19 protein-coding genes and 1 tRNA gene are annotated in these 21,065 nt (G+C 49.7%); 10 read left to right on the top strand and 10 right to left on the bottom strand.

Annotated elements, in window-relative coordinates; genetic code table 11:
• The first annotated feature begins 18 nt into the window (after positions 1-18).
• From HAV38_RS05590 to HAV38_RS05560, 7 genes are all read left to right on the top strand, one after another.
• Positions 19-963 carry a polysaccharide deacetylase family protein gene (locus HAV38_RS05590; RefSeq protein WP_168053155.1) on the top strand — a complete coding sequence of 315 codons (945 nt, stop codon included), beginning with the start codon at positions 19-21 and terminating at the stop codon, positions 961-963.
• Between the two features lie 123 nt (positions 964-1,086).
• Positions 1,087-1,536, top strand: a complete 450-nt coding sequence (locus tag HAV38_RS05585; RefSeq protein ID WP_168053603.1) for a peroxiredoxin — start codon at positions 1,087-1,089, stop codon at positions 1,534-1,536.
• A 233-nt stretch (positions 1,537-1,769) separates the two neighbouring features.
• A complete protein-coding gene (locus HAV38_RS05580) occupies positions 1,770-3,512 on the top strand; it encodes a PhoH family protein (protein WP_168053153.1) in 1,743 nt (580 codons plus the stop codon).
• Positions 3,513-3,918: 406 nt separating this feature from the next.
• Positions 3,919-4,386 carry a MarR family winged helix-turn-helix transcriptional regulator gene (locus HAV38_RS05575; RefSeq protein WP_245182205.1) on the top strand — a complete coding sequence of 156 codons (468 nt, stop codon included), beginning with the start codon at positions 3,919-3,921 and terminating at the stop codon, positions 4,384-4,386.
• A gap of 98 nt (positions 4,387-4,484) precedes the next feature.
• The gene (locus tag HAV38_RS05570; RefSeq protein WP_168053151.1) at positions 4,485-6,071 is read left to right on the top strand and encodes an efflux transporter outer membrane subunit; all 1,587 of its coding nucleotides are present in this window, start codon (positions 4,485-4,487) and stop codon (positions 6,069-6,071) included.
• Positions 6,068-7,327 carry an HlyD/EmrA/EmrK family protein gene (locus tag HAV38_RS05565; protein WP_168053149.1) on the top strand — a complete coding sequence of 420 codons (1,260 nt, stop codon included), beginning with the start codon at positions 6,068-6,070 and terminating at the stop codon, positions 7,325-7,327. The genes HAV38_RS05570 and HAV38_RS05565 overlap by 4 nt, the downstream gene beginning before the upstream one ends.
• Positions 7,328-7,471: 144 nt before the next feature.
• Positions 7,472-9,031, top strand: a complete 1,560-nt coding sequence (locus HAV38_RS05560; RefSeq protein WP_168053147.1) for a DHA2 family efflux MFS transporter permease subunit — start codon at positions 7,472-7,474, stop codon at positions 9,029-9,031.
• Positions 9,032-9,528: 497 nt separating this feature from the next.
• Here HAV38_RS05560 and HAV38_RS05555 read toward each other — a convergent pair whose 3' ends face one another.
• The 7 genes from HAV38_RS05555 to rpsF form a co-directional block, all read right to left on the bottom strand.
• Positions 9,529-10,539 (bottom strand): inorganic phosphate transporter, encoded by a 1,011-nt coding sequence (locus tag HAV38_RS05555; RefSeq protein ID WP_168053145.1) that lies wholly within the window; start codon positions 10,537-10,539, stop codon positions 9,529-9,531.
• A 132-nt stretch (positions 10,540-10,671) separates the two neighbouring features.
• Positions 10,672-11,298, bottom strand: a complete 627-nt coding sequence (locus HAV38_RS05550; protein WP_168053143.1) for a DUF47 domain-containing protein — start codon at positions 11,296-11,298, stop codon at positions 10,672-10,674.
• Positions 11,299-11,449: 151 nt separating this feature from the next.
• Entirely contained in the window at positions 11,450-12,838 is a 1,389-nt protein-coding gene (locus HAV38_RS05545; RefSeq protein WP_168053141.1) for a replicative DNA helicase, read from the bottom strand.
• Positions 12,839-12,995: 157 nt separating this feature from the next.
• Complete coding sequence (gene rplI, locus HAV38_RS05540; protein WP_168053139.1) at positions 12,996-13,448, bottom strand: 50S ribosomal protein L9; 453 nt, start codon at positions 13,446-13,448, stop codon at positions 12,996-12,998.
• 22 nt (positions 13,449-13,470) lie between these two features.
• Positions 13,471-13,755, bottom strand: coding sequence for a 30S ribosomal protein S18 (gene rpsR / locus HAV38_RS05535; RefSeq protein ID WP_108439014.1), 285 nt, complete (start codon positions 13,753-13,755; stop codon positions 13,471-13,473).
• A 21-nt stretch (positions 13,756-13,776) separates the two neighbouring features.
• The gene (gene priB, locus HAV38_RS05530) at positions 13,777-14,091 is read right to left on the bottom strand and encodes a primosomal replication protein N (RefSeq protein WP_168053137.1); all 315 of its coding nucleotides are present in this window, start codon (positions 14,089-14,091) and stop codon (positions 13,777-13,779) included.
• Positions 14,092-14,143: 52 nt separating this feature from the next.
• Positions 14,144-14,536 (bottom strand): 30S ribosomal protein S6, encoded by a 393-nt coding sequence (gene rpsF / locus HAV38_RS05525; RefSeq protein WP_168053135.1) that lies wholly within the window; start codon positions 14,534-14,536, stop codon positions 14,144-14,146.
• 281 nt (positions 14,537-14,817) lie between these two features.
• On the opposite strand from rpsF, the gene lexA reads away from it, so the two are divergent.
• Positions 14,818-15,489, top strand: coding sequence for a transcriptional repressor LexA (gene lexA / locus HAV38_RS05520; protein WP_168053133.1), 672 nt, complete (start codon positions 14,818-14,820; stop codon positions 15,487-15,489).
• 326 nt (positions 15,490-15,815) lie between these two features.
• On the opposite strand, the gene HAV38_RS05515 is transcribed toward lexA, so the two are convergent.
• Positions 15,816-16,601 carry an RNA methyltransferase gene (locus HAV38_RS05515; RefSeq protein WP_168053131.1) on the bottom strand — a complete coding sequence of 262 codons (786 nt, stop codon included), beginning with the start codon at positions 16,599-16,601 and terminating at the stop codon, positions 15,816-15,818.
• Between the two features lie 232 nt (positions 16,602-16,833).
• Here HAV38_RS05515 and HAV38_RS05510 point away from each other — a divergent pair, with 232 nt between their 5' ends.
• Both HAV38_RS05510 and HAV38_RS05505 read left to right on the top strand, forming a co-directional pair.
• Positions 16,834-17,637: an inositol monophosphatase family protein gene (locus HAV38_RS05510; RefSeq protein ID WP_168053129.1), complete on the top strand. Its 804-nt coding sequence runs from the start codon at positions 16,834-16,836 to the stop codon at positions 17,635-17,637.
• Between the two features lie 464 nt (positions 17,638-18,101).
• Positions 18,102-19,457: a DEAD/DEAH box helicase gene (locus HAV38_RS05505; protein ID WP_168053127.1), complete on the top strand. Its 1,356-nt coding sequence runs from the start codon at positions 18,102-18,104 to the stop codon at positions 19,455-19,457.
• 599 nt (positions 19,458-20,056) lie between these two features.
• Here HAV38_RS05505 and HAV38_RS05500 read toward each other — a convergent pair.
• Both HAV38_RS05500 and HAV38_RS05495 read right to left on the bottom strand, forming a co-directional pair.
• Positions 20,057-20,133, bottom strand: a tRNA-Pro gene (locus HAV38_RS05500).
• A 598-nt stretch (positions 20,134-20,731) separates the two neighbouring features.
• Positions 20,732-20,947 carry a hypothetical protein gene (locus HAV38_RS05495; protein WP_168053125.1) on the bottom strand — a complete coding sequence of 72 codons (216 nt, stop codon included), beginning with the start codon at positions 20,945-20,947 and terminating at the stop codon, positions 20,732-20,734.
• Positions 20,948-21,065: the final 118 nt, after the last annotated feature.

Here is a 21,065-nt window from a genome sequence, read left to right as displayed (position 1 = left end):
TCAGGTACCCCATCCACCGTGGCTTTTCTTACGCTTAAAATCGACGCTGACACCGATCGTGGCACCCGCGAGGGAGTGCCGAATCTGGTGCGCATGCTGACCAAATATCAGGCCCGGGCCACCTTCCTCTTTTCTCTTGGGCCGGACCATACGGGATGGGCACTGAAACAGGTATTCCGACCTGGCTTCTTTAAAAAAGTGTCGCGCACTTCCGTGGTTGAGCATTACGGACTCAAGACGTTAATGTACGGTGTCCTGCTTCCTGCACCGGATATCGGAAAAACTTGCGCCACGTACATGCAAGCGGTTCAGGCTGCCGGCTTTGAGTGCGGCATTCACACCTGGGACCATCGGGTATGGCAAGACCATGTCCGGCAAAAGGATAGTGCCTGGACCCAAGCCACCATGCAGCGGTCGTATGACCGCTTCAACAGTATTTTTGGCGTAGCGCCCAAAACACACGGAGCCGCGGGCTGGCAGATGAACCCCTACGCTTTCAAACAATTGGAAGCTTTTAATATTGCCTATTCCTCCGACGGACGCGCGATGTTGACGGAATCCGGGGCACTAGCTGACCCGTTAGCGGGCCCACATCGTTTGAGCGTGCAAGGCTCGACGCTGACATGCATCCAGTTGCCGACAACGCTGCCAACGCTGGACGAATTACTCGGTCGCACTATTGATGGTATCGAATTAAATCCCACTAATATCGCCGCGCACTTGTTAAAACTGACGGCGACACCTCGCGATCACGTATTTACCTTGCACGCAGAACTTGAAGGACAAAAACTCGCCCCAATATTCGAGCAGTTACTTCAGGGATGGCGCACACAGGGATACGATCTGGTAGCGATGGAAGATTATTACCAGTACGTTAAAAATCAGGTATTGCCAACCCTACCGCTTAGCTGGGCTGAACTGCCGGGTCGCTCGGGCGATATGATTATGCAGGGCGAGGTGTAATGCGCAACCAGGCACTGTCTTCTTTATTCGACCTATCTGCACTCTCTCTGCGCTAAGAATCATTTTAGAAATTTTATTCAGGGAAAAGGATTAAAAGTGGCAGACCACGCATCAATTACTAACATGACTGTGCCCGAATTTTCTGCCGCGATGACTGGCGAGCAGACTTTCAGGCTATCCGACTTTCGTGGTAAAAACCTGGTCATCTACTTTTATCCAAAAGACAACACGCCCGGCTGCACTACAGAAGGCATCCAATTCCGTGATCTTTATCCAGAGTTTCAACAAAACAACACGTTAATATTTGGCATCAGTCGTGATAGCCTACGGTCGCATGAGGGCTTTAAAGCGAAGCTCGCCATGCCCTTTGATTTAATTTCAGATCCGGACGAGACTTTATGCGCTATGTTTAACGTCATGAAAATCAAAAATATGTATGGCAAGCAAGTACGCGGGGTTGACCGCTGCACGTTTGTGATTGACGGCGCCGGTACATTGGTGAAAGAATGGCGTGGAGTGAAAGTACCTGGGCACGTCGCGGATATACTTGATTTTGTGAAAACTATAACCTGAGTTTCTAAATCATTGAAATCTAAAAAAACTAATTATTGGAAAGCCGTTTGAGAATAAGGTCTTTGGCCTTCTCAAACGGCTTTTTTACTTTGCAATTTGAGAAACGTTCTAAATGTGGTCGCACCATCCTTTTTCTACACTGTAATTTGTTGTTTTGAGGTTGTTTCATTGGTTGGTCCGGTACGTGTTTTAATCTAACGAACTATTTTTTCATCACTAAAGCGAGGTTTTTTATGCCCCTACCAAAATTACCGACCAAACCCGCTGCCCTCCTTTCGGTCCAGGATTATCCAAAAGCGGAAATTGGCAAGACCGTTAAGCCTCGCATTGCAATCGTGGAACCAGTCACCCGCCCGGTTCGCACTGCGCCAATAGCAAAGTTAACATCAGCCCCACAAGCGCGTAGCAAAACAATTGAGAAACCTGCGCAAAAGCCCGTAGAGAATCTTCCGGTTGAGAGCCGCAAAAACGACCAATCACCTGGCCATAATCCGCGCTCGGTCGTTGATAAAACCGTTAAGGTAGAAGGTCGTCCTAAATCCAATACCAGTCGCGCAGCCGATAAATCTGGCGTCACCAAATTATTTGTTCTCGACACTAACGTATTGATGCACGATCCAAGCTCGTTGTTCCGCTTTGAAGAGCACGATATTTACTTGCCGATGGTGACACTGGAAGAACTCGACAACCACAAAAAAGGCATGTCGGAAGTCGCGCGTAATGCGCGTCAGGTATCACGCTCGCTAGATGCACTGGTAGGTGACGTGGTCGACGACCAGATTGACCATGGCATCCCATTATCTAAACTTGGTAACAAGGATGCCAAAGGCCGCCTGTTTTTCCAGACCAAGCTCCAAAACGGCACGTTGCCAGAAGGCCTGCCGGTCGGCAAAGCAGACAACCAGATTTTAGGTGTAGTACGTGCACTGGAATCTGAAATCCCCGGTCGCCCTGTGGTATTGGTGTCAAAAGACATCAATATGCGTATCAAGGCGCGTGCTATGGGTCTGCCAGCCGAGGATTACTTCAATGATCATGTGCTGGAAGATACCGATTTGTTGTATTCGGGTATCCAGCAGCTTCCCGATGACTTTTGGATCAAGCACGGCAAAGGTATTGAGTCCTGGCAAGAAAACAAGCTTGGGACCGGCTACACTTTTTATCGTCTGACTGGTCCTCTGGTACCATCGCTGCTGGTAAATCAGTTTGTCTTCATTGAACCGAAGAACGGAGAAGCAGCCTTTTACGGACAAGTTCAGCAAATCAACGGCAAAACCGCTGTGTTGCAATCCCTACGCGATTATGCGCACGCAAAAAATAGCGTGTGGGGCGTCACCGCACGTAATCGGGAACAGAACTTTGCCTTGAATCTGTTAATGAATCCGGAATGTGATTTCGTTACATTGTTAGGCCAGGCCGGGACCGGTAAGACTTTGCTAGCATTAGCCGCTGGATTGGCGCAGGTGCTAGAAACCAAAACGTATAACGAGATCATCGTGACGCGGGTAACAGTGCCAGTCGGGGAAGACATCGGCTTTCTGCCGGGTACCGAAGAGGAGAAGATGGGCCCCTGGATGGGCGCGTTCGACGACAATCTTGAAGTACTTAACAAATCGGACTCTGATGCCGGTGAGTGGGGGCGTGCAGCAACGCAGGATCTGATTCGATCACGCATCAAGATCAAATCTCTCAATTTCATGCGTGGCCGTACTTTTGTGAACAAATTTTTGATCATTGACGAGGCGCAGAACTTGACGCCAAAGCAAATCAAAACCTTGGTTACCCGCGCCGGTCCAGGTACTAAAATCATCTGTCTTGGCAACATCGCACAGATCGATACGCCGTACCTGACCGAAGGATCGAGCGGGCTGACTTATGTCGTCGATCGTTTCAAGGGTTGGTCGCATAGCGGTCACGTGACGCTGGCACGCGGTGAAAGGTCCCGTTTGGCCGACCATGCAAGTGAAGTATTGTGATACCGCAGCAACGATAGCGCTCTGACTTAAGGGCAGCTGAATAAGGTTCCGGTGCGCTATGCTATTAGGGAGCAATTCTGTCGAATTGCTCCTTTTTTTATGCTTGGAAAAATGCTCTGCCTTCACATTTTTCAGCTGATCCAACGCCCTTTAAATAAACATTCTAAAAAACAACGCTTCAACGCTTAAACCATGCATTTTGAATATTTCTTCTATTTTTACTATTTCTACAGGATAACAGGACTGTTGCCCTTTATGTCGCGCCATCATCACTCTGAATAAATCTAAAATTCCATGGTTTTTGCCAAAAACGCGTATATAGCATTTCTTGCATTTACAACCTCGATGCGACAAGTTTAAAAATCCTGTATATTCTTGCCTAGGCAATGAATAATGAAGAAATAAATTGAACAATTCTGGCAGTAAGGTACATCCCCTCTTCAGCACGGATGACTATCAAATAGAAGATAGCATCGGCTATTTGCTGGCGCGTGCGCGTACAAGGTTAATGAAAAGTGCAGACGAACTGCTAAGCACGTTCGGGATAACGCACGCGCAAGGTGCCATATTACTGATGCTGTCAACCGGCAAGTATTCAACCGCCGCTGAATTGTCTCGAGAGACTTACACCGATGCAGCGTCAATGAAGCGCATGATAGATCGCCTTGGAGCGCGTGGTCTGATTGTCCGCACACCCTGCCCTCAGGACCGCCGGTTGGTAAAACTGGATCTCACCGACGACGGCGCAGAGCTTGCAAAAAAAATACCTCCTGCTTTCTGCGCAGTATTGAATAAACATTTCGTCGGTTTCACAGCAGAAGAAATTGGTTTTCTCAAGTCGTTGTTACGGCGGGTGCTTGCAAATCCGGTATAAAACAACTCATCCAAAACTCATTGCCCAGGCAAGATTTTTTACCCACAAAGTTGCCCACCATACAGTCCGATCCATCATCCGATCCCTTGTTGCTAACCATGACATTATCAAAAGCAGTTAAACCCATCTTCCCCATGAATACTCCTATCCAGACACCGCCGGCTTTGCATTTGAAAAGTATACGGCGTGTGGCGATTTGTGCAGCGGCCGCACTCTTGTCTGCATGTGCCAACATGAGCGGCATTCACACTACCGCACATACCAACGCGCCAGCAGATTACGCCGCCGCGGCCTCGCTACCGGACCAGGGAGGCCAATGGCCGGATGCTTCGTGGGTCACCGCTATCGGCGGCACAGCGCTCCAACAACTGACTGATGAAGCGCTGGCGGGTAATCCGGACCTGCAGGCAGCCGCCGCGCGGGTGGGTGCCGCCCGAGCAATGGTCGAGGCAGCGGGCGCTGCTTCAAAGCCGCAGGTTGGGGCGAGCTTTTCGACCACCCGTCAGCGCTTTACCGAAAACAGTATTTATCCGCCCCCTTTCGGTGGTTCATATGTGACCGATAATGAACTGGCCCTAAATTTCTCTTACGACCTCGACTTCTGGGATAAACACGGCGCAGAACTACGCTCTGCGCTATCTCAAAGCAAAGCAGCTGAGGCGGAGCATTCAGCTTCCCGACTTATGCTGACGACCGCCGTCGCTCGCGCATGGATCCAGCTAGCCAGACAACATGCGCAACTCGATCTAAGCGATCAGCAACTGGCATTGCGCGATCATTTGGATCAACTTACGCAACAACGCGTTGCTGCCGGGCTCGACACCCAGAGCGATAACCAGCAAAGTCGGGTTCAGGTCGCGAACCTGCGCAATGAACGTGCGCAGTGGAATGAAGCTATCGCGCTGACTCGCAATCAATTGGCAGCATTGCTGGGCCAAGGCCCGGATCGCGGTTTGCTTATTCCCAAGCCGATGCTGCCAGCAGAAGCAGTTATCGCCCTGCCCGACCAGTTGCCGATGGGTTTGCTTGGACGTCGCGCCGATATTGTGGCGGCACGCTGGCAAGTAGAAGCTGCGCAAAGCGATATCAAGGTCGCCAAAACCGAGTTTTATCCTAACGTCAATCTATCGGCAATGGTTGGCTTATCGAGTCTGGGCTGGACTAACTTCTTAAGCAAAGGCAGTTTAGTCAATGGTATTGGCCCTGCCATACATTTGCCGATATTTGAAGGCGGCGCATTGCGCGCACAATTAAAAGGTCGGGTTGCGCTCTACGATGGCGCCGTCGCGACCTACAACAAGGCACTGACGGATGCGTTACATGAAGTTGCGGATCAGGTGCAATCTTTACGCGCCGCTGAGATCGAAAAAAATAATCAAGAAGCAGCGACCCTTGCCGCTGAGCGCGGCATGAAGCTTGCACAGCAACGCCAGCAGGTCGGCACCGCTAACATGTTACAAGTCGTGGCGACCCAGATTGCCTATCTGTCGCAACGCAAATTAGAACTTGATACGCGTGCGCGCCGCGCTGATCTTCGGATCGGCCTGATCAAGTCATTGGGCGGCGGCTTTGATGCCGGCACCGAAGGACTGATACCGGCGGCAAACTACTCTCAGGATTCAACCAAAAGCAGTAGCATTAATACATTGTCAAACCGTCCAACTCTTGCGAATGCAGCGTCATGAATACACCTAATCAAACCCCACAAGACACTACCAATGCTGCAACGCCTTCCAGTGCAGCGGTACCCGATATTGCACAGCCAATTGAGACCAAAGGCAAACGCCGCGGTTTGCTGATCGCATTTACCACCCTACTGGTTATTGCGTTGATCGCGTACGGCATCTGGTGGGCGATATTTGCCCGCCATTTTGAAAGCACTGATGACGCCTACGTGTCTGGCAATGTAGTGCAAGTGACGCCTCAGGTGAGCGGCACGGTGATCGCTATCAATGCTGATGATACTGAGCTTGTCCATGCGGGCAATCCTCTCATTAAACTCGATCAGGCAGACGCGAAAGTTGCACTTGATCAGTCGGAAGCGCAACTTGCGCAAACTGTGCGCGAAGTGCGCACATTGTTTGTGAATAACAGTGCCTTGAACGCGAACGTCACTGCGCGTCGCGCTGAAGTAGAAAAAGCCCGCGCCGACCTGGGACGCCGCCAGCAATTAATTGCGACAGGCGCAGTCTCCAAAGAAGAACTGGAGCACGCAAAGGTAGCCTTGCAAGGCGCTGAAGCGGCGTTAGTTGCCACCAGCGAGCAACTCGCATCAAACCGGGTCTTAACGGATAAGACAACGGTCAGTGAGCATCCGAATGTATTGCGTGCCGCGGCACAAGTGCGCACTATGTACCTGAACTTTGCGCGCACCACATTACCTGCGCCTATTACTGGCTATATCGCGAAGCGCTCGGTGCAAGTTGGTCAACGCGTCGCCGCCGGTACAACTTTGTTGTCTATCGTGCCGCTCAATGCCTTATGGGTGGATGCCAATTTTAAGGAAGTTCAGATTTCCAATATGCGTATCGGTCAGCCGGTCACATTGGTATCCGATTTATATGGCTCAAAAATCGAGTATCACGGGACAGTTTTAGGATTGGCAGCAGGCACCGGTTCAGCATTTGCACTGCTTCCAGCGCAAAATGCCAGCGGCAACTGGATCAAGATCGTTCAGCGTATTCCTGTGCGTATCACCCTGGATCCTAAAGATCTTGAAACGCACCCGTTGCGCATAGGCGTGTCTATGGATGTCAAAGTCGATATCGCAAAAACCGAAGGCACGTCCCTGACATCGGGCGCGGAAACCAGAACGGCCCCCATGTACCAGACCGAAGTGTTTGATAAATCGGGCGAAGAAGCTGATGCGATTATTAGCCGCATCATCGCCACCAACAATAACAGTGCATCGGGTAATTCTGCTGCAGTTGTGGCACATTAAAATCTTTGGCATCTGGTCCCACGAAAATGTCTGCACGCGCGATGGTGCCGCACTTGAGAAACCTCAAAAGTTTCTAAAGCTTCAGCATTGTGATGTAGAACTTTTCATGGGGTTGTTGATCAATAACCGAACCGGAATGCATGCATGAGTTCCCCTAATACACCACACCCACCGTTACAACCGTTGACGGGTGGCAAACTGGTCCTTGGCACGATAGCCTTATCGCTAGCCGTGTTCATGAACGTACTCGACTCGTCAATTGCGAATGTTTCTATTCCCGCGATCTCTGGCGATCTGGGCGTATCACCGCAGCAAGGGACGTGGGTCATTACGTCCTTCGCCGTGGCGAATGCTATTTCCGTACCACTGACGGGTTGGCTAACCCAGCGCTTCGGTCAGGTCCGGCTATTCATTACGTCGATTATTCTTTTTATCCTGTCATCGACGCTGTGTGGACTTGCACCAAGCATGGAAGTCCTGATCGCAGCGCGGGTATTACAAGGGGCCGTTGCAGGGCCGATGATTCCCCTCTCGCAATCGTTGCTATTAGGAAGTTATAAGCCCTCAAAAAGTGGAATGGCCCTGGCATTCTGGGGCATGACTACGCTCGTGGCACCCATCATGGGGCCGTTGCTTGGAGGGTGGATATCCGACAACTACACCTGGCCGTGGATTTTTTATATCAATATTCCTATCGGTGTATTTGCAGCGTGGGCCACTTGGTCCATCTATAAAACGCGTGAAACGGCTACCCGTAAGTTGCCAATTGATTCGATTGGGCTTGGGCTCCTTGTAGTATGGGTCGGATCGTTGCAGATCATGCTGGATAAAGGTAAAGAGCTGGATTGGTTTAACTCAGGCCAAATCGTGATTTTGACGGCGGTTGCAGTCGTCGCCTTCATCTATTTTGTGATTTGGGAGCTGGGTAGCAAACATCCCGTTGTGGACTTATCGCTGTTCAAAAGTCGCAACTTTAGCGGTGGCGTCATTGCCATTTCGGTTGGTTACGGTTTGTTTTTTGGGAGCCTCGTGATCTTGCCACTATGGTTGCAAACGCAACTCGGTTATACGGCAACGTTAGCGGGCGAAGTCATGGCACCGGTCGGCATCTTTGCGATCATTATGTCGCCGCTTATCGGTAAATTATTACCGAAGGTGGATGCTCGCTGGGTCGCGTCCGCCGCGTTCCTGATCTTCGCGATAGTATTTTTCATGCGCTCGGCATTCACGCAGAACGTCGATACCATGCAGCTAATGATCCCCACCGTGATTCAGGGTGCGGCTATGGCAATGTTCTTCATACCCTTGACCTCCATCATTTTATCGGGCCAACCGCCCGATAAAATTCCGGCCGCAGCGGGTTTGTCTAACTTTGTCCGGATTATGTTTGGCGGGATCGGTACCTCAGTTACCAGCACGTTTTGGGATCGTCGGACGGCATTACATTACTCACAGCTATCCGAACATAGCGGGCCGACTAATCCCGCGTTCACCGATGCTGTGCATGGCCTGACGGCGCAAGGCATGTCACCCCAGGGTGCATACGCTGTCATTGATCGATTGATGACAGTAGAAGCCAGCACCAAGGGCGCTACGGATATTTTCTGGATATCGGCGGTGCTGTTCCTGTTCTTGATTGCACTGGTTTGGCTTACTAAGCCAATGAAATCAAGCGTTCCGATTGATGCAGGCGGGGCGCATTAAAGACGCAACATGGGAAACCTGTAGCAAGCTTTAATCAACGACTGCAGCGGATGATAGAAACGGAAGACAGGACGGAAGATTAAAATGGATGGTATGCAGCTTTGCATACCATCTATTTTTTTATTGCCTCACAGATGGTGGCTTGGTTAAGGCCGCTGCGGATTGAAAATGCGAGCATCCGGCACTGTCGGCACGCGACTGCTCAGGGCAACGAAGCGCTCCATTTAAGTAAGTTCTCATACCTTATGTTGCCAATTACCTGACAATTCAGCGGGAGGTTGCTTGCATGGAGCCTAATGAGCGAGCCTCCGCTGCGCGGCGACTGCGACGACGCTTGATTCGATCAGATCGTAATTTAAACAAAAGCCTTCGTTGAAATCATTGTGACAGTAGGCTGGCCCAAGGATGTTCACATAATAATAGCGTCAATATAAAAAAGCGGACCTCCAATTTCTTGGGGTCCGCTGTTAACATTTAGACTCGCTAACAATAGCGCATTACAGGAATAATTTTCCGACCCACCAAGCGATTGCTGCAATAAACGCCGATGCAGGAATCGTAAATATCCACGCCCATACGATGTTGCTTGCTACGCCCCAACGCACTGCAGACATCTTCCGTGACGCACCAACACCAACAATTGCGCCGGTGATAGTGTGGGTGGTAGACACTGGGACTCCCAAAATCGTCGCCATGAACAATGTGATAGCACCGCCAGTTTCGGCACAGAAACCGCCAACCGGCTTTAGCTTGGTAATCTTTTGTCCCATGGTTTTAACAATTCTCCAGCCACCGAAAAGCGTACCTAAGCTGATTGCACTATAGCAGGACAGGATCACCCACCACGGCGGTAAGGAGTCTGTGCCATTTGATACGCCAGCGGCAATTAACAGCATCCAGATAACACCGATGGTTTTTTGCGCATCGTTTCCACCATGGCCGAGACTGTACATTGAAGCCGATACCAATTGCAGTCGGCGGAACCATTTATCGACCTTGCGCGGCGTAGATCGCACAAAAATCCACGACACCAGCACCATCATGATGGATCCAAACACAAATCCAAGTAAAGGTGATAGCACGATGAATGCGATGGTTTTAATCAGGCCAGAAGAAATTAACGCGCCGGTACCGGCTTTGGCTACAGCGGCGCCCACCAGACCACCAATCAGCGCATGCGATGATGAGGACGGGATGCCGTAATACCAGGTAAGGATGTTCCAGCAGATTGCACCCACCAGAGCGCCGAAGACCACGTAATGATCAACCACCTCCGCATGAATGGTGCCCTTGCCTACCGTCGCAGCAACGTGCAGCTGAAAAACCGCTATCGCAATAAAATTGAACACTGCCGCCATAGCGACAGCTTGTTGTGGTTTCAGGACGCCGGTAGAGACAACTGTCGCGATGGCGTTGGCAGCGTCATGAAAACCGTTCATGAAGTCGAACACTAAAGCCAGTGCAACAAGAAAAGCAAGAACGTAAATACTGATATGAAGAGTTTGCATGGAAAGTTGAGTCGTTTAAATTACATCGAGGTGGCACGATAAGTATTCAAACTTATTACCGCAGATGGCAGCATGATCGGCTACCCCACCATGGCTCAGCACGTTATTTCAGGCGTGCTGTGGCGGATAACCTTAAGCGTTTTCTACGATGATGCCTTCGATGATATTTGCTACGTCTTCGCAGCGGTCCGTGACTGTTTCCAAAATTTCATAAATTGCTTTTAGCTTAATCAATGTGCGCACATCCGGCTCATCCCGGAACAGCTTCGACATCGCCGCACGCATGACATGATCGGCGTCCGATTCCAGTCGGTCAATTTCAGCGCAAATTTCCAGTATCTTGGTCGAATTATCCATGTTGTGCAACAGTGCGACCGCTGCCTTGACCTTTTCCGCACAAGCCAGACAGAGTTCTGCCAAACGTTTCGCTTCAGGCGTGATCGCCTTGATGTCATACAACGATATCGTTTGCGCAGCATCTTCCAGCAAATCAAGAATGTCGTCCATGCGCGTAATCAGCTTATGGATATCATCCCGATCGATCGGTGTAATAAACGTCTTGTGCAACATATCAATTGCCGCGTAGGTAATCTTGTCCGCTTGTTTTTCGATGCTTTCAATGGCGTGGACCCGAATTTCCAGATCGTCGAAATTGGTCATCAATGCCACCATTTCTTTTGCGCCCTTTACGCACAACTCGGCATGTTGATTAAAGAGTTCAAAGAATTTGCCCTCGGTGGGCATTAATCGTGCAAACATATTTTTTCTCTCTTCTTCATTAAAGCTGGATTAAATCTTTACTGTGATACCTGACGCATCGCTCAATTTGCTGCTTGTCAATCAGGTAGTAAAGCAAACAACGATTACACGTTCAAACGCATCGTTGCGCATACTAATGCTTTACCAGACGCTAGTCTCCGCCTTGCGGAGCACCGAGTCCACCGGTGTAATTCTCAAATTTAGTATATTGCCCAAGAAACGTCAGCCGTATGCTACCAATCGGGCCGTTACGCTGCTTACCGATAATGATCTCGGCGGTCCCTTTTTCCTGAGAGTCAGGGTTATAAACTTCATCACGATAAATGAATAAGATCACGTCAGCATCCTGCTCAATCGCACCTGATTCGCGCAGGTCAGACATGATCGGTCGTTTATTGGGGCGTTGCTCTAGTGAGCGATTCAACTGTGACAGCGCAATTACCGGACACTGCAACTCCTTGGCTAAACCTTTCAAATTTCGCGATATCTCAGAAATTTCAGTAGCGCGATTTTCTCCTGCGGTATTGCCCGACATCAGCTGTAAATAATCGATGATAATCAGTCCTAACTTGCCGCACTGGCGCGACAATCGACGCGCGCGCGCGCGCAATTCCATCGAGCTTAACGCTGGCGTTTCATCAATATACAACTGCGCATCGTTCATCTTCTGAATCGCATGCGTCAGGCGCGGCCAGTCCTCATCCACCAGACGCCCGGTACGCAAACGATGCTGGTCCAGTCGACCGACAGAGCCTAGCATACGCATTGCCAGTTGAGTACCGCCCATTTCCATGGAGAATACTGCAACAGGCAGACCGCTTTCGATAGCAACCGTCTCACCTATATTGATAGAAAACGCGGTTTTACCCATAGATGGTCGCCCAGCGACAATAATCAAATCTCCTGGCTGCAGTCCCGATGTCATCTTGTCAAGATCCGCAAAACCCGTTGGCACGCCAGTAATTTCGCTTTGATTATCGCGACTATAAAGTTCGTCAATCCGTTCAACAACTTGCGTGAGCAATGGCTGAATTTCTTGAAAACCTTGTGCGCCGCGCGATCCCTCTTCGGCAATCGCAAAAATCTTCGATTCCGCCTCGTCCAGCATCTGCTTGACTTCTTTACCCTGCGGACTGAAAGCCTGGCCGGATATCTCATCGGCTACCGTAATCAACTTACGCAAGATACCGCGGTCGCGCACGATCTCGGCATAGCGACGGATGTTTGCGGCGGATGGGGTGTTTTGGGCTAACGCATTGAGATAAGTCAGTCCACCGACCTCCTCTGCCTTGCCGGTACTGCCTAACGACTCAAATACGGTAATAACATCGGCCGGTCGCGAGTTATTAATCAGCTTAACAATATGCTGGAAAATAATGCGATGGTCGTAACGATAAAAATCGTCCGCACGGACAAAATCGGCGATTCTGTCCCATGCGGCATTATCGAGGAGCAACCCACCCAAAACGGATTGTTCCGCTTCGATCGAATGAGGTGGTACTCGGAGTGAATCTAACTGTGGATCTGAAGGTGCATGCATGGCGCGAATTATACCTGCTTACAAGTTTGACTCTGTTGCGGTATACAAAAAAAAGGGCAATAAAAAAGCCGGGAGAACCCGGCTTTTAGCATTACAACAAGTATTAAGTAGTCGCCAATAAATTTTCGGTCGCTACTTAAGCAAACACTTAATAAAATTAAGCGTGTTCGCCGATAACAGTAACAGTTACATCAACTAGGACGTCAGTGTGCAATGACACAGCAACGGCGTGATCGCCAACGATCTTCAAAGGACCGACCGGTAAACGTACTTGTGATTTTTCAACAGCAAAACCTTGTTTGGTCAACGCTTCAGCGATATCAGCATTGGTGACAGAACCGAACAAACGGCCATCCACACCTGATTTTTGCGAAATCTTGACGGTCAGACCGTTTAATTTTTCGCCTTGCGCTTGCGCAGCAACTAATTTTGCAGCAGCAGTTTTTTCTAGTTCTGCACGCTTGACTTCAAATTCAGCGATAGCTGAAGTTGTAGCCCGGCGAGCAAGACGTTGTGGGATCAAAAAGTTACGTGCATAACCATCTTTTACACGAACAACTTCACCCAGATTGCCGACATTAACGACTTTTTCTAACAGAATAATTTGCATGTTTCTCTCCTCAAGTCGTCAATTAAACGTTGTGCAGATCGGTGTAAGGCAGCAGAGCAAGGAAGCGCGCGCGTTTGATCGCGGTGTCAACTTGACGCTGATAAATTGCCTTAGTACCTGTCAGGCGTGCTGGCATGATCTTGCCATTTTCCTGAACGAAATCTTTCAATGTATCGACGTCTTTGTAATCAACGCTAGCAACGTGTGCTGCTGTGAAACGACAAAACTTTTTACGCTTGAACAGCGGGTTTTGTTGTTGACGCTTATTTTTCAGTTTGCTTTTATCGAACTTTTTACCGAATGCCATTTGAGGCTCCTGTATAAATAATTAGGCCGCAGTTTCAGCTGCAGCAAATTCAGTGATGTGAAATACCAGACTTCTACCGTTGCGACTCTTGCGGGCCAAAAATCCTGTAAACCAGTACTGACCACCCAACACCGTCTGATTGAATCGACCCGATATCTCGCCTATGGCAAGCGCGGCAATTTCAAATTCAACCTGACGCTGTATTCCCGCTTCATGTGGTGACGAACGACTCAGCAATATTGCTGAAACGATCGGAATACCAGCTGGCGTATAACGCAATACTTCACGTTCTGCGATTTCGGCAATCAGTTGAAGCGTGTTATTGAGTTGGCTCACGCCGGTCTATCGGAAAAAATGGTGACACAAAAAATGCAATTAATTGGCAAAATTAGGCGGCTGCAGGAGCTGATACTGGTGCGGCTGGTGCTTCAGTACGATGGCTTTTAGCAGCATCTTCTTTTTGCACAGCTTTCATCATTGGCGATGGACCAGTTTCAGCTTTTTTCAGCTTAACCGTCAGGTGACGCAAAACAGCATCATTGAACTTAAAGCCTGTTTCGATTTCTGTCAGTGTTTCGCTGTCACATTCGATGTTCAGGCAAACATAATGTGCTTTTGCAAGTTTCTGGATCAGGTATGCCAGTTGGCGGCGGCCCCAATCTTCAACGCGATGAACGATACCGCCACGTGTAGTGACAATACCTTTATAGCGTTCGATCATTGCAGGCACTTGCTCGCTTTGATCCGGATGGACGATAAATACGATTTCATAATGACGCATGTAAGCTCCTTTTTGGACTGTTGAAAATAGCCCACCCCGGCGTCAAGACGGGTGTGGGAAGAGGAAAGTCAGACACTATACAGTTAAACCGCTCAAACTTCAATGCTGACACCAAATCGTTTGATATTTCGGCAATGGATGTGCAAATTTACTTGCAATTGCACGAATACTGTACAAAAATACAGTCTGTTTATATACACAGTCCCATCATGCGCCGTCTGCGTGTAGGACGCGTCCCTCCCAATTTTTAGCTTTTGCGCTTTCCGAGAGTCGCCCAATCTATGATCAAATTGACCGCTCGCCAACAACAAATACTCGATCTCATCAAAAACGCGATCGAAAATACAGGCTTTCCCCCCACACGTGCCGAGATCGCGACAGAGCTAGGGTTTAGGTCCGCGAATGCCGCTGAGGAGCACTTGCAAGCGCTCGCCCGTAAAGGCGCGATTGAGATTTCGCCGGGCACCTCGCGTGGCATACGCCTGCTTAATAAGGGGCCCGCGGGCAGTGGTCGCGCCCCAAGCATTGGCGGGCAGCAATTTACGTTACCGCATCCCGCTATGATGCAGCTCAATTTACCGCTGGTAGGTCGCGTAGCTGCCGGTTCCCCGATTCTGGCGCAAGAGCACGTGCAGGCCAGGTATAACGTTGACCCTACATTTTTCAGCGATAAGCCGGATTATCTGTTGAAGGTACGCGGTATGTCGATGCGCGACGCTGGCATTCTGGATGGTGATCTGCTGGCGGTTAAAAAAAGCGAAACCGCCAGAAACGGGCAAATTGTGGTGGCGCGATTAGGTGATGATGTCACAGTAAAACGCTATCAAAAAATCGGCTCGGCAATAGAGCTACTGCCTGAAAATCCAGACTTTGAACCTATTGTCGTCAGTGAAGATCAGGATGATTTTGCGCTCGAAGGCCTCGTTGTAGGCTTGATGCGCAACTGGGGATAAGGGCGCACGTGCAGGATGCGTCCTGCACGTTTTACGCTGCCGCACGCGCTCGTATCCACGTGCGTGCGCATTCGCATTCGCTCTTATCTGCGCGCAGCTTTCCTGCCCGCCTTGGCATCTCGCCCCTACTTTCCGAGCCCATACTGCCTCTCACCATGCTTGCGCTTAGTCTTGGATGAACACAATGCTAATCTGTTAATGCTGAAGTGAAAGTCAATGCGGACCACCTCTGCTTGCCCATGCACGCTCGGTGGCTCCCGTTCGGGGGCGGAAGCCTTTCAAATACTGTGCAAGCGCTTCAAAGACTTTATTACCCCTCGCTCGCTCTAACGATCCAGGCGGCGCCGCTTGGTCAAAATTTGGCTAGCGATTCCGCGCAAAATATTCACCTCTTCTGTCTCTAACCGTGCCCGTGAGAACAAGCGCTTCAACCGAGGCATAAGTTTTTTTGGGTGGGCAGGATCAAGAAAATCAATTTCGATCAACGCCTTTTCCAGGTGAGCGAACATGCCCTCGATCTCTACCAGATTAGCGGTATCGCCATGAAACCCTATTTCGTTGTTAATTTCAGCGGACGCGTCCCCCGATTGTTCTAAGCTAGCAGCTACGCGGCACTCATAAGCTAGCACTTGAACGGCTTGCGATAAATTTAACGATGAATAATCGGGATTGGCTGGAATGTTAATTAATACATTACATTTTTCGACAATTTCGTTAGGTAGGCCGTACCGCTCACTGCCAAATAAAATTGCCCCCGTCAGACTAGCATCCTTCGCGAGCTGAATGGCGACCGCCCGCGGCGCGCTCACCGGCGGCGAAAATTCGCGTAAGCGTGCGCTCAGTGCGGCGGCAAAATTACAACCGTCCAAGGCTTGCTCTACCGTTTCAACTATCCTTGCGGATGCGAGAATATCCTGCGCCCCACTCGCTAATGCGATGGCTTCCTCACGCTGAAGCACGTCGGGATAACGTGGATTTACCAGTACCAGCTCGGAAAACCCCATCGTTTTAATGGCACGTGCGGCAGCGCCAACGTTGCCTGGACTACTAGTGTCTACTAGTACAAAGCGCAGGCGATTGAAAAGAGACGTGTTGATTTTAGTCAGGTTCATTTAAAATAGCGTTATTCGCAGGTTAATTTTCAGGAAACGCTGGTGTTCGGTGTTTTTAGATTCTTTCAGAACCATACTGGCGCCGCGAGAGCAACGCGCATCAGGTTCCAATACAGTCTATTGAGTATTAGCAAAAACCGTTAAGACAGCCTGCATCGCTCATTATTATCAATATAGGTGGTTCTGTTCCTTTTGGCACAGTGCCGCCATTTTAACGGAACCGAATCCAGTTATGCATCCAATGCTCAATACGGCCATCAAGGCCGCCCGTCGCGGTGCTGCAGTTATCACGCGCGCCTCGTTCGATCTCGACCTGCTCCAGGTAGAGAAAAAAGCCCATAACGATTTTGTGACTGAAGTTGATAAGAATGCCGAAATGGCAATTATCGATATCTTAAAGAACGCCTATCCCGACCACGCCATTCTGGCCGAGGAATCTGGCGCTTCTGAGAATCTTCATGACGAGAACGAAAACGTCTGGATCATTGATCCCATCGATGGCACCACCAACTTCATCCACGGGTTCCCCCAATATTGCATCTCCATCGCGCTACAACATCGCGGACAGATCACCCAGGCGGTGATTTACGACCCTACCCGGAATGATCTATTTACCGCCAGCAAAGGCGCGGGCGCCTACCTGAATGAAAAACGTATGCGTGTCAGCAAGCGTAACCGGATGGCCGACGGTCTGATCGGTACCGGGTTTAACTTCCGTGAAACCGAAGGGCCGGTCATGGACGACTACATGAAAATGTTCATCGTCATGTCACAAAACTGCGCCGGCCTGCGTCGCGTGGGTTCCGCTGCTCTCGACTTAGCCTACGTTGCTGCAGGTCGGTTGGACGGATTCTTCGAAAAAGGTCTGAAACCCTGGGATATCGCCGCCGGCACATTGCTGATTACAGAATCTGGCGGAATTGTAGGAAATTTTGTCGGCGACTCTGATTATCTGTACAAAGGCGACGTTTTGGCAGGCAACCCTAAAATGTTTGCCCAATTGGTGAGCTTGCTTTCGCCTTACGCAAAAAAATAAAAAATCAACATACTTTATTTTGAGAATGCCGCAATGATGCGGCATTTTTTATTAAGCTAAAATTTTCGCATCTGATTGACCGGCTAATTTGACGCCACGCCTAATTTAAAAAAATCCACATTAGCCGTTGGTTTAACGTTAATCCCGGTCCCGCTTTAATAGGCTCCTTCACATTCATTTATATGACAGGGTGATGACGATTTGCACATACCGTTCGGACCGCAAATTAACGGAAAGCAATAGATGACCCCTGCAAATACGCGTATTTATGTTTATCGCTGTTATACTCTGCCCGAGCGCGGCTATTCTCCAGTCAAATGCCGCCGCAAGAGAGTCAGCTGTAGGTAACTTGGGTAGCTTTTAGCTAACTTAATTATCCAGCCGGTTCCCTAATTCACTAATCCCGTTTGCCTGCGACTGGCGCCCTATGCGGCGACAGGCCGATATTCTTTTATTGAGCTTCCATGTTATTTTCTGAACTCGGCTTGTCCGATGCTATCGTTCGTGCCGTCACCGAGCACGGTTACACTACGCCAACCCCAATTCAAGCGCAGGCAATCCCAGCGGTTTTGGCGGGCGGCGACTTGTTAGCTGGCGCGCAAACTGGCACCGGAAAAACCGCTGGCTTTACTTTGCCAGTGCTGCACCGCCTAGCCACCTCACCTACCAATCCCACCGGTTCGCAGCGCCCGATACGCGCCTTGATTCTGACGCCAACCCGTGAGCTGGCAGCTCAGGTTGAAGAAAGCGTGCGGTTATATGGCAAATACCTGCCACTGACTTCCGCAGTTATTTTTGGTGGCGTTGGCATTAATCCCCAAATTAAAATCTTGAAGCATGGCGTTGATATTCTGGTGTGTACGCCCGGCCGTCTGCTTGATCACATGCAGCAAGGTACCGTCAATTTAACGCACGTCGAAATTTTGATTTTGGACGAAGCTGACCGCATGCTTGACATGGGCTTCATTCGCGACATTAAAAAGATCCTTGCAGTGTTGCCGAAGAAACGTCAGAACCTTTTGTTCTCTGCGACCTTTTCTGATGACATCAAAATCCTCGCCGATAGTCTGCTGAACTCGCCAGCGATGATTGAAGTCGCTCGTCGTAATTCGACCGTTGAAGTGATTCAGCAAAAAATCCATCCGGTTGATCGCGATCGCAAACATCCGCTGCTGGCGCATCTGATCAAGACGTATTCATGGCCGCAGGTATTGGTGTTTACGCGCACTAAACACGGCGCAAATAAACTGGTCGAGCAACTCGGCAAAGATGGTATCACCGGAATGGCGATTCACGGCAACAAGAGCCAGTCTGCACGTACCAAAGCATTGGCTGAATTTAAAGACGGTAGCTTGCAAGTGCTGGTCGCAACTGATATCGCTGCACGCGGTATCGACATCGATCAGTTGCCGCACGTCGTCAATTATGACCTGCCGAACGTGCCCGAAGATTATGTGCATCGTATCGGTCGTACCGGTCGCGCTGGTGCCACTGGTGAGGCAGTATCGCTGGTCTGCGTAGACGAGCATCAAATGTTGAAAGACATTGAAAAACTGATTAAACGCGAACTACCAAAAGAAATTATTGCTGGCTTTGAACCAGACCCAAATGCCCGCCCACAAGCGATTCAATTGCGCAGCGGTGGCGGCGGTGCGGGTGGCGGTAATCGTGGCGGTGGCGGACGCTCACAAGGTCAACGCACGGCTGGTAAAGCTCCTGCATCTGGTGCAAAGCCAAATACTGGCCCGGCAAGAAGTGGCAATGCCAGCTCGCCACCGCGCCCTGCTTCACCGCATCGCTCAGGTGGCCGTGGTCGATAATTAAGGTAAGCAGTAGCGCGCTAATATTAACTTTCACAGTTGGTAAGCAGTAGCGCGCTAATATTAACTTTCACAGTTGGTACGCAGTTGGTAGTTAGCGCGATTCAAAATCGAACCGAGAGATGTAAACGTAAAATAGCCGCAGCACTTTCTTGATGAAAATGTTGCGGCTATTTGCATTCTGGCAGTGCGTGCGGTGGGCTTTTCTTTGGTTTCTTCTTCAAAGTGCATAGCACATAACCACGCTGTTTAGCGGACTACAGGAATTCTTCGCTCGCGCTCTGCACGGGCGCCTCAGACCTTTTAAGGACTTGCCTGAGATGTGCGCGAGTATTTTAGCGACCTGCTCAGGGCGGGTGAAAACCGCCTGAAGTGTCTGGACCGAATGAACCCATTTACGATGAAGACCCAGTTTTATGAATTTGTTTTACATTGTCGAATGTGATGATGTATCCGCATGTGGGTGCGCATGTTCGTGCGCATATTCAGGCATTAGTTTGGGCGCTTATTTAAAGGTTGGATGGTGCTTTTTTTTGCAATTCAAAACCGCCACGAAAAATAAAAAAGGCCTGTCAAAGACAGGCCTTTTTTATTCAATATGGTCGGAGTACAAGGATTCGAACCTTGGACCCCCTGGTCCCAAACCAGGTGCGCTACCGGGCTGCGCTACACTCCGAAGACACGCATAGTACACCGAACTATGGTCCCGAGCAAAACAATTTTACGATTTATTAAATTTAATTTTAACAGCGCTGCCAAAGCTTAAAACTCTGATGCGCTCTCAGCAGAATCGACCAGATTGGAATACGTTTTTTTAACGAAATTAATCTTTCGTTCATAACTTAATATCGGCCACGGCAGCTTCCATTAAATAAAAGTTACCGCACCCCTCATGTCGTCTTACACCAATTAAGGCACTAAACAATGGCGATAGTATCGATGCGAGCGACGGGGCGAGCGACGGGGCAAGCGACGGCCGGCTGCAGCGTTTTAGCTTAACTTACTCAAGCGCTGGAAGCAGCTGGCGTGCTATATATTTTCACACGCAATCAAGCCTGTTCAAATAACCGCTGACCAATACACTCACCTTTTTTACCATCGGGTGAGCACGCAAATAACGCGCGCCCGACAGTCTTAGTGAATTGGTTCAACATATCAATTAACCCTTTTTTTTGAATATTTTCTTAAATCCGATGCCCGGATCGCGCTCATAACACTGAAATAATAAACTAGCAGGCGTCATAGCCTGACGCAACGGTGACCACCGCCCGCCACTACGTGCTACGCCCTCGTCCTGCGGATTTAAGTCCGGCGTAAGATTTGGACGCGATCATGGTTTCTGGCGCGGCCAGTAGCGCGTGAGATGTTTCGGCGATAAGCGGATTCCCATCTTTATCGTTTGCTTCAAGATCGCGCAGATCGAACTCGTGCTGCTTGCTTATTAGCGCGCCGGAATATTTATGGCACCCACCGGTTTTTTTCTGGAACACCAGCTTTGTCCTATCCCAGTGCTACAGCGCGATTCTAATCTTCCGAAGTGATCCGCGTCGGATGAGTGATTACTTAGTTACCATCACACATCCAGACGAGGCGAGGTTTTAATAGGTT

Source organism: Glaciimonas immobilis (assembly GCF_011947285.1).
Taxonomy (GTDB): domain Bacteria; phylum Pseudomonadota; class Gammaproteobacteria; order Burkholderiales; family Burkholderiaceae_D; genus Glaciimonas; species Glaciimonas immobilis.
This window is presented reverse-complemented; position numbering and strand designations above follow the sequence as displayed.

Coding starts and splice junctions, on each gene's coding strand:
- HAV38_RS05585 (WP_168053603.1), top strand. CDS start 1,087: ATGACTGTGCCCGAATTTTCTGCCGCGATGACTGGCGAGCAGACTTTC.
- HAV38_RS05580 (WP_168053153.1), top strand. CDS start 1,770: ATGCCCCTACCAAAATTACCGACCAAACCCGCTGCCCTCCTTTCGGTC.
- HAV38_RS05570 (WP_168053151.1), top strand. CDS start 4,485: ATGACATTATCAAAAGCAGTTAAACCCATCTTCCCCATGAATACTCCT.
- HAV38_RS05565 (WP_168053149.1), top strand. CDS start 6,068: ATGAATACACCTAATCAAACCCCACAAGACACTACCAATGCTGCAACG.
- HAV38_RS05560 (WP_168053147.1), top strand. CDS start 7,472: ATGAGTTCCCCTAATACACCACACCCACCGTTACAACCGTTGACGGGT.
- HAV38_RS05555 (WP_168053145.1), bottom strand. CDS start 10,539: ATGCAAACTCTTCATATCAGTATTTACGTTCTTGCTTTTCTTGTTGCA.
- HAV38_RS05550 (WP_168053143.1), bottom strand. CDS start 11,298: ATGTTTGCACGATTAATGCCCACCGAGGGCAAATTCTTTGAACTCTTT.
- HAV38_RS05545 (WP_168053141.1), bottom strand. CDS start 12,838: ATGCATGCACCTTCAGATCCACAGTTAGATTCACTCCGAGTACCACCT.
- rplI (WP_168053139.1), bottom strand. CDS start 13,448: ATGCAAATTATTCTGTTAGAAAAAGTCGTTAATGTCGGCAATCTGGGT.
- rpsR (WP_108439014.1), bottom strand. CDS start 13,755: ATGGCATTCGGTAAAAAGTTCGATAAAAGCAAACTGAAAAATAAGCGT.
- rpsF (WP_168053135.1), bottom strand. CDS start 14,536: ATGCGTCATTATGAAATCGTATTTATCGTCCATCCGGATCAAAGCGAG.
- lexA (WP_168053133.1), top strand. CDS start 14,818: ATGATCAAATTGACCGCTCGCCAACAACAAATACTCGATCTCATCAAA.
- HAV38_RS05515 (WP_168053131.1), bottom strand. CDS start 16,601: ATGAACCTGACTAAAATCAACACGTCTCTTTTCAATCGCCTGCGCTTT.
- HAV38_RS05510 (WP_168053129.1), top strand. CDS start 16,834: ATGCATCCAATGCTCAATACGGCCATCAAGGCCGCCCGTCGCGGTGCT.
- HAV38_RS05505 (WP_168053127.1), top strand. CDS start 18,102: ATGTTATTTTCTGAACTCGGCTTGTCCGATGCTATCGTTCGTGCCGTC.